General features: G+C 37.3%; 8 protein-coding genes. 5 read left to right on the top strand and 3 right to left on the bottom strand.

Annotation, left to right across the window (positions count from 1 at the left end):
- Positions 1–428: 428 nt before the first annotated feature.
- The 4 genes from H5084_RS18840 to H5084_RS18825 all read left to right on the top strand — a co-directional run bounded on the left by H5084_RS18840 (position 429) and on the right by H5084_RS18825 (position 4,916).
- Complete coding sequence (locus tag H5084_RS18840) at positions 429–1,130, top strand: ANTAR domain-containing response regulator (protein ID WP_182692179.1); 702 nt, start codon at positions 429–431, stop codon at positions 1,128–1,130.
- A gap of 223 nt (positions 1,131–1,353) precedes the next feature.
- Positions 1,354–2,739, top strand: coding sequence for a CmpA/NrtA family ABC transporter substrate-binding protein (locus H5084_RS18835; RefSeq protein ID WP_182692178.1), 1,386 nt, complete (start codon positions 1,354–1,356; stop codon positions 2,737–2,739).
- A 308-nt stretch (positions 2,740–3,047) separates the two neighbouring features.
- The gene (locus H5084_RS18830) at positions 3,048–3,995 is read left to right on the top strand and encodes an ABC transporter permease (RefSeq protein WP_259396903.1); all 948 of its coding nucleotides are present in this window, start codon (positions 3,048–3,050) and stop codon (positions 3,993–3,995) included.
- A gap of 84 nt (positions 3,996–4,079) precedes the next feature.
- Positions 4,080–4,916 carry an ABC transporter ATP-binding protein gene (locus H5084_RS18825; protein ID WP_182692176.1) on the top strand — a complete coding sequence of 279 codons (837 nt, stop codon included), beginning with the start codon at positions 4,080–4,082 and terminating at the stop codon, positions 4,914–4,916.
- Positions 4,917–5,106: 190 nt separating this feature from the next.
- On the opposite strand, the gene trhA is transcribed toward H5084_RS18825, so the two are convergent.
- Positions 5,107–5,733 (bottom strand): PAQR family membrane homeostasis protein TrhA, encoded by a 627-nt coding sequence (gene trhA / locus H5084_RS18820; RefSeq protein ID WP_028867260.1) that lies wholly within the window; start codon positions 5,731–5,733, stop codon positions 5,107–5,109.
- A 193-nt stretch (positions 5,734–5,926) separates the two neighbouring features.
- Between trhA and H5084_RS18815 the strand changes: the two genes are divergently transcribed.
- Positions 5,927–6,850, top strand: coding sequence for a M14 family metallocarboxypeptidase (locus tag H5084_RS18815; RefSeq protein WP_028867259.1), 924 nt, complete (start codon positions 5,927–5,929; stop codon positions 6,848–6,850).
- Between the two features lie 224 nt (positions 6,851–7,074).
- Here the strand turns inward: H5084_RS18815 and H5084_RS18810 are convergent, their stop codons facing one another.
- Together H5084_RS18810 and H5084_RS18805 are read right to left on the bottom strand one after the other, a co-directional pair.
- Positions 7,075–7,692 carry a MarC family protein gene (locus H5084_RS18810; RefSeq protein WP_182692175.1) on the bottom strand — a complete coding sequence of 206 codons (618 nt, stop codon included), beginning with the start codon at positions 7,690–7,692 and terminating at the stop codon, positions 7,075–7,077.
- A gap of 170 nt (positions 7,693–7,862) precedes the next feature.
- Positions 7,863–8,606, bottom strand: coding sequence for a pseudouridine synthase (locus H5084_RS18805; RefSeq protein WP_182692174.1), 744 nt, complete (start codon positions 8,604–8,606; stop codon positions 7,863–7,865).
- Between the last annotated feature and the right edge of the window lie 133 nt (positions 8,607–8,739).

Below are 8,739 nucleotides of genomic sequence, written 5' to 3'. Positions count from 1 at the left end.
ACAGATGCTAATTAAAAACCAGTTTAGTGATTATTCGTTAGGCTGGTTTTATTCTTTTAGACCTTTATTCCTTTATTCCTTTATTCCTTTAGAACTTTGTGCATTTATTCCATTTGCACCTTTATCACTGCAAATTACCTAACCATTGCTTTCATATGCTTTAAAATATCCACAGAGTGATCTTTCAATAAACATCGTTAAAACTCCCTTACATAAAGCCTATTTTATCTAATACAGACCTGCACCGAGACAGTGCAATCTATCAATACTTTTCTTTAATGGTGCAATAACCTTGCTACCTAATAGGGTGTAGGATGGCGCTTAAAACCTTAAATGACTGATAATAAAGACATAAGTACTTTTGGCACCCATCCTGCTACATGATAAACATACACAAGTGTATCGATTATTTAAAAGGGGCCAAAGAAATGATGAAAGCAGATCGTAAATTAGTAACCTCCGTTCAGACACGTTCGGTCTTACTAGTTGAAGATGTCATCATGAAGCCTTCACCGTTAAAAATTGCTTTGCAAGAACTTGGCTATACCATAACAAAACATATACAAACAAATAATTTTAAACAGCTTTCACTGAAAACGAGTGGTCAGCAACAATGGCATCAACAAATCCAAAAACAAGGCTCTCATCATGGTAAGCAAAGTACTAAAAATAAAATAGCTGCCCCGCTATTTGCTGATCTGTTGATCATCAATAGCAACTCTCCTGATGAATTATTATTAACCGTACTTGAAAACATTAATCAGTTGACGCCTTTACCAATTATCTTATTTACTAAAAATCAAACTGAGCATGTCATCCATGCTTCGATAAAAGTGGGTGTAAGCTCATATATTATTGATGCTGTAGACCCGACCCGGTTAAGCTTTTTAATGATGGTTGCTGAAGCACAATTTAAACAACGCCAATCATTATGCACAGAACTAGATAAAACAAGAGCACAGTTGGCTAACCGAAAAATTGTTGAACGTGCAAAAGGTTATTTAATGCAACAGAAAGGCATCACAGAGCAAGACGCCTTTGTTTTATTACGCACCATGGCAATGAATAATGGTCAAACATTAGCAACCGTCTCTCAGAATGTAACTGACATATATAGTTTAGATAATTAACTATTTCTGAATAACTGTATATAAAAACAGTCACAGTAATAACCATACTATTCAAATTCTATTAATGAAGATAGTCAGTAGATAGTAAGGGTAATATTTAAAATCCACACAATGATGTTTGGGTTTTAAAAAGAGCAACGACGCTCATCAACACTCTTTTACAAGAGGATTGATGCGCGTTTTTTTTTGCAAAAAATGTCTATTAATAAAAGGATTTTACAATATGAGTTGGATTAAACCCGTTAAGTTTGTGGCGAAGAAACTAGCACTGAGTATTGCTATCTCAGCGACAATTGTCTCTTTTTCACAAGCCGAAGAGTTAGGTTTCCCTGAAAAAGAAGAACTAAAGTTTGGTTTTATTAAGTTAACAGATATGGCACCGATCGCTATAGCCTACGAAAATGGATATTTTGAGGATGAAGGCTTATACGTGACCATTGAGGCACAAGCCAATTGGAAGGTGTTACTTAACGGTTTGATTGATGGCACGTTAGATGGTGCACATATGTTAGCGGGACAACCTATTGCGGCGACCATGGGTTTTGGTACAAAAGCACATATTATTACACCTTTTTCCATGGACTTAAATGGCAATGCGATCACGGTTTCTAATGAAATCTGGAAGCAGATGAAACCTAATATTCCTAAACAAGCTGATGGTTGGCCTGTTCATCCTATTAAAGCGGATGCACTAAAACCCGTTGTAGAATCTTATAAAGCACAGGGTAAACCGTTTAATTTAGGTATGGTTTTTCCAGTATCAACGCATAACTATGAATTACGTTATTGGTTAGCAGCTGGTGGTATTCATCCGGGCTTTTATGCACCACATAAAGGTGATACAAGTGGCCACATAGACAGTGATGCCATCTTATCAGTGACTCCGCCACCACAAATGCCATCAACACTAGAGGCGGGCACAATTTACGGTTACTCAGTGGGTGAACCATGGAATCAACAAGCCGTATTTAAAGGGATTGGTGTACCTGTCGTGACTGACTATGAAATTTGGAAAAATAATCCAGAGAAAGTGTTTGGTTTAACCGCTGAATTTGCAGAGAAATACCCTAATACAACAATCCGTTTAACACGTGCACTAATTCGTGCAGCTATGTGGCTAGACGAAAAAGACAATGCTAACCGCCCTGCTGCAGTAAAAATATTGTCACAATCTAATTATGTTGGGGCTGATTACGAAGTTATTGCCAACAGCATGACCGGCACTTTTGAATATGAAAAAGGCGATAAACGTGCAGTGCCTGATTTCAATGTATTCTTTAGATACAATGCAACTTATCCGTACTACTCAGATGCTATCTGGTACTTAACGCAAATGCGTCGTTGGGGACAGATTTCAGAAGCAAAATCTGACCAATGGTACAAAGACTTAGCGAAGAAAGTCTATCGTCCTGACATCTACCAGAAAGCCGCGCAATCATTGATTGATGAGAAGTTAGCGAAGGCCAAAGACTTTCCTGATTTTACCACTGAAAAAGGCTTTAGAGCACCACAAACTCACTTTATTGATGACTTAGTTTATGACGGTAATACACCTAATGCTTATATCGATTCATTTAAAATTGGTCTTAAAAAAGAAGACAAACTTTAAGATCCTATTTAATTAATCATTACTGGATTCGAGCTTAATCGGCACAATTGTTATAAGAAAAAACAATAACAAACGAATAAGAACTCGAATCCAATCATATTAATTGCAGTGACTCAAATTAATAAATTTTACGCACAATAAAGTATTTACTTAATGGCAATATCAGCCAAGGGCATATTCTTATGAAACGTAAATTTGAAAAATAAAATAACACTGTCTACTGCACTTAGTATCACTAGCGTTAACAAGGAATCGTGACCATGACAACCATTTCACTGAGTAATAAATTAACACTCTCTCCCACTTTAATGAGCAACTTACAGGGTTTATTTAAGTCGGCTTGCCAAATATTTATCTTGCCACTACTTGGTATCATGATCTTTTTATTACTATGGAGCATTGCCGCAAAAAATATTCATACGTCTTTAGGTGATTTCCCGGGGCCAACGGCTGTTTACCAACAGTTTCACTCTCTTTATGATGAACATACAGCCGAACGCATAAAAGCCGATAAATTCTACGATCGCCAACAAATTCGTAATGATAAAAGATTAGCTGCAGATCCTAGTTATCAAGTCAAAATTAGAAACTACACAGGTAAAGAAACGTTCTTGGATCAAATTGTAACCAGTTTAATCACGGTCACCAGTGGTTTTTTATTAGCGGCGATCATCGCTATCCCATTAGGCATTGCCATGGGATTGAGTAAAAACTTAAACTCAGCGGTAAACCCCATTATACAAATTTTTAAACCTGTCTCGCCATTAGCGTGGCTTCCACTGGTTACTATGGTCGTCAGCGCTTTGTATGTGTCAGATGACCCTTTAGTCTCTAAATCATTTGTGAACTCACTATTAACCGTCACTTTATGTAGCTTATGGCCAATGGTCATTAATACCTCAATTGGTGTTTCTTCATTAGATCAAGACTTAAAAAATGTCAGCCGTGTTTTGCGTTTACCTCTGTTTACTCATGTTCGGAAAATTGTATTACCAGCCTCTGTACCCATGATATTTACAGGCATGCGTTTGTCATTTGGTGTGGCATGGATGGTATTAATCGCCGCCGAAATGCTAGCTCAAAATCCTGGCTTGGGTAAGTTCGTTTGGGATGAGTTTCAAAATGGTAGCTCTGATTCCTTAGCAAGAATTATGGCAGCAGTGATAGTGATAGGTTTTATTGGCTTTGTACTTGATAGAGGCATGTTGCAACTACAACGAATGGCTTCTTGGGATAAATCATCAACTACGGTTTAGTGTTGACTTGGCAATGAAGAAAAAAGCAAACAATCTAGCAGTCAAATTTATTTAAACGAAGTATCAGAAATTAAGGAAAGAAGAATGAGCATTTTACTTGATATCAGCAATATAGATATGGTGTTTCCAACCCCTACCGGTGGTTTTACCGCATTAAAAAATGTTGATTTAAAAATTAAAAAAGGTGAATTTGTGTCACTAATTGGCCATTCAGGCTGTGGTAAATCTACCGTGTTAAATGTGGTTGCGGGGCTTTATCAAGCAACTAAGGGGGGGGTGATTTTAAGCGGTAAAGAAGTTACCGAACCAGGACCAGAGAGAGCCGTTGTATTTCAAAACCATTCTTTATTGCCTTGGTTAACAGCTTATCAAAACGTAGAGTTAGCAGTTGAGCAAGTCTTTGGTAAAACCATGAGTAAACCCGAGAAAAAAGAATGGATTGAACATAATCTGAAATTGGTACACATGGATCATGCAATGAATAAACGTCCCAACGAAATATCTGGTGGTATGAAACAACGTGTCGGTATCGCTCGTGCGTTAGCGATGCAGCCCGAGGTTTTATTAATGGATGAGCCTTTTGGAGCATTGGATGCATTGACTAGAGCACATATGCAAGACTCTTTGATGGAGATTCAAAATGAGCTCAACAATACCGTTATTATGATCACCCATGATGTAGATGAAGCGGTATTACTGTCAGATAAAATAGTGATGATGACTAACGGGCCGAGTGCAACCATTGGTGAAATCTTGAATGTTGAATTAGAGCGTCCGCGAGACCGTTTAAGTTTATCAAAAGATATGCATTACAATCGTCTACGTTCAGAGGTATTAACTTTTTTGTATGAAAAACAGCGTAAAGTAGAAACGATTCGAAACAAAACTATACCTGCGACAAACGAACCTAAAACAGCTTAATGGTGAATACTATTATGTATTCACCAACATTCAGTAACTAGATCACTTTGATAACAAACTATCGGTGATCTAGGTTTTTTTGAACGTTTGTTGCTAAAAAAGTGCTTAAGGTAATGACAAATGACCTCACTACATGTATCAGCCAAGTTATCTTTTGATGTTAATCAAGCACTTAATGAAGTAATCGACCTTAACGAACATAAAAAGCAATAGAGATAAAATGACTGACCGACCCCATCAACACAAACAAGTGCCAAATACCATGAGCATGTTTTAACTTATCAAAGTCGTCCAAGACATAAAACACAATCCCCACAGTATAAGCGATGCCACCGACCGTTAACCATGTAATACCAGGTCCTGGAATAGCATTTTGCAAACTACTGTATTTAAAAACACATATCCACCCCATGGCCAAATAGATAATGATTTGCAACCACTCTATGCGCTTTACAATCAGTACATCAATGACCAAACCAATGACAGCGAGTCCCCACACTAAAGCTAACATCAACATGCCTCCATCTCCTTCTAAAGACAGCAACATATAAGGTGTATAAGTGCCTGCAATTAAAAGGTAAATTGACACATGATCTAACTGTTGGAATACTTTTTTAAGTTTAACGCTTTGCAAACTATGGTACAGAGTGGACATGCTATAAAGCATAATCAAGGTTAAGCCGAAGACAACAAAACTCACGACTATTCGCCAATGCGCTTGTTCAAAAGCAATAGTTAACAACGACCCAAAGCCGACCAATGCTAATATAGCCCCAACAAGGTGAGTGATACTATTTAGCTTTTCACCGTAGTACATAAAACGTCTTCCTCTTAATACATAAAGTTCATTTACAACGTGACTTAAGTATTTAAATAATAAGCGTATAATCATCGAACACATGATCAGTTAAACTCAATGAACTAGTCACTTCAGCAGCCAAGTAAGCAGACAGTTAAACGCGCAGCAAATTCAGTTTACTCTGTTTTTAAGCATCTAAAGAGGAAAATACATGTCACAAAATACATTCTATCCGATCGGACAAGCAGGTATCGCTTGGTCTGATACTGAAAAAAAACAATGGTTAAACGCTTGTGTAAAATCTCGTTCATATCTGCAACAAGTGGTAACGTCGTTGGAACAATTGAGCAGCGAATTTGACCTTGTGCAATATGGAGCTTTAAGTATTAACCCTAGCAGTTACCCTTTGTTTGCATTAACCAATCAACAATGGGATCGTAATAAACCCATCATATTAGTCACTGGCGGTGTACATGGATATGAAACTAGTGGCGTCCACGGTGCCATTCAGTTTTTACAAACGGCCACAAATGAATATTCCGAGCATGTTAATATCGTTGTTTTACCCTGTGTGAGCCCATGGGGATACGAACATATTATTCGTTGGAATCCTTATGCCATCGATCCAAACCGCTCTTTTACAGTCAATAGCCCAAGTGAAGAAGCCAGTAATGCGATGCGCTTTGTCGCTGGATTAGAAGGAGAAATAATTCTTCATATCGATTTACACGAGACAACAGATTCTGATGAAAGTGAGTTTAGACCGGCATTAGCAGCAAGAGACGGTGAAGACTATATTCCAGGTGCTATCCCCGATGGATTTTATTTAGTGGGTGACGCTGAAAATAAACAAACCGCTTTCCAAGCCGCAATCATTAAAGCGGTTAAACAAGTGACGCATATTGCACCCGCAGATGATCAAGGCGAAATAATTGGCTCGATAGCAGAAGATGAAGGTGTCATTTACTATCCGGTTAAACAGTTGGGTTTATGTGGTGGGATGACCAACGCACTTTATACAACAACAACAGAGGTTTACCCTGATAGTGAAAAAGCCACGGATGAAGATTGTAATAACGCACAAGTAGCCGCAATTAAAGCCGCCTTAGATTTTGTACTGACTGCTAACAAATAGACTTAATAGTATTGAATAACAGTTCTAACTGACGTTATTAATTAAAAAATAACGTCATTGTAGTCGTTAAAGTTATTAATCTACTACTGAGCAGTGGATCACATTGCGCTGCATAAATTAAGTCGCGCATTTTTTAGACCTTCTTTATCTTTGTATAAACCGATTTAAATTCTTTCAACGCCTTTTAAGCGTTTGTCAGCCAAGGTTGTAAAAGGTCAGGTAGTCTAAGTCATGGTACTAACCACTTCAGTGATACCAACAATGACCATTTGCATTCCGATCACCGCAAGAATTAACCCCATTAGACGGGTTACAATACTCAAACCACTCTTACCTATCACCGCTAGAATATTTGAACTAAATATAAAACAGATAAAGGTGATAATGCATAACACCGCAAATACAGAAACAGTCACTAAGATACCAGATATTTCACCTGATGAAGAATAATTCATAGCAGTAGCTATCGTACCTGGGCCAGCAAGTAAAGGGACGGCTAAAGGGGAAACGGCGACATCTGTTTCATCTTTGTTTTCAGCGGAGTGTAACTTAGAACCGTGCCCATTAAGCATGTGATACCCAACAAGAAACACCAAAATTCCACCAGTTATTCTCAAGGCTGAAATGGTGATACCAAATAAGTGAAAAATTGCTTTACCAAGTAAAGAAAAAGACAAGATCACAATAAACGTAATAATTAAGGCTTTAGCTGCAATTTTTATTTGTTCAGTTTTGGGTTTATCACCCACCACCCCTGCAAAAGCAGCCGTATTAGCGATGGGATTCATGATCGCAAAAAAACCTAAAAAGACGGTGATTACTTGTGTATATAAATCATTCATTGACGATTATCCTTTGATGAGCCGAGTAAACAGTTGAAATATAATTAACTAGACTATAAATTTAACTTTGATTACTTTTAACCTATATAATTCCAAGCTTACATTTTCCATTTTATAAATTACTACATTTTTAACTTACATTACTTTAGCTTACATTAACTTAAGGCGCTTTAACTTATGTTGCTTTGTTTATGAAATGACAAGATTTCGTGTTCAGTTAAATATCGCCAATCACCTACTTCAACATCCAATTTTATAGCCCCAATTTGTTCTCTATGCAACGATAAAACACGATTACCAACCGCAGCAAACATACGTTTTACCTGATGAAACTTACCTTCAGTAATAGTTAACAAAACCTCTGTGTCACTGATCATTTCTAAACAGGCTGGTAACGTTAAATTGTTCTCTCCTTGTAACTGAATACCTTGTTCAAACCTCTTTATCACCTCCTGGTTAATCTGTCGGGATAATCCTACACGGTATACTTTTTTACAGCCATTATTGGGCGACGTGATATTAAATGTCCAACGCCCATCATCTGTAATCAAAATTAACCCAGTGGTATCTGCGTCTAAGCGCCCTGCTATATGTAACTCAGAAACGAGCTCTAGATTCTGTACAACCTGATCATTTCTATTTTTACTAGAATAGTTTAATAAATTAAGCACTGAGGGATAAACATCATCTACATTTGAACAGATAAAATTGGCGGGTTTGTGCAGTAATAAATAACGAAATGGACGAGCTGTTAATACTTGATTTTGGTGCTTAATAACATTATTTTCATGAACTTGAGTAGCAACCGATTTGATCACTTGCTCGTTAACAGTGATCTCGCCCGACTCTATTGCCGTGATGACTTGCTGCTTTGTTAATTTCGTACTTTTACAAATAAATTTATCTAAACGCATTATGCTACCGAGTTAATTGAATATGGCTTTAAATAGGAGATTACCAAGTATTTACGTTAAGGTTTACTCAATATATTTACCCAGTTACAAAATAGATTAGCGGTACAGATATACGTTACACAATTATTCACCA

This window comes from Psychromonas sp. SR45-3 (genome assembly GCF_014163575.1).
GTDB lineage: Bacteria > Pseudomonadota > Gammaproteobacteria > Enterobacterales > Psychromonadaceae > Psychromonas > Psychromonas arctica.
The sequence above is the reverse complement of the archived record's forward strand: the minus strand, read 5'-3'. Positions and strand labels throughout refer to the sequence as shown.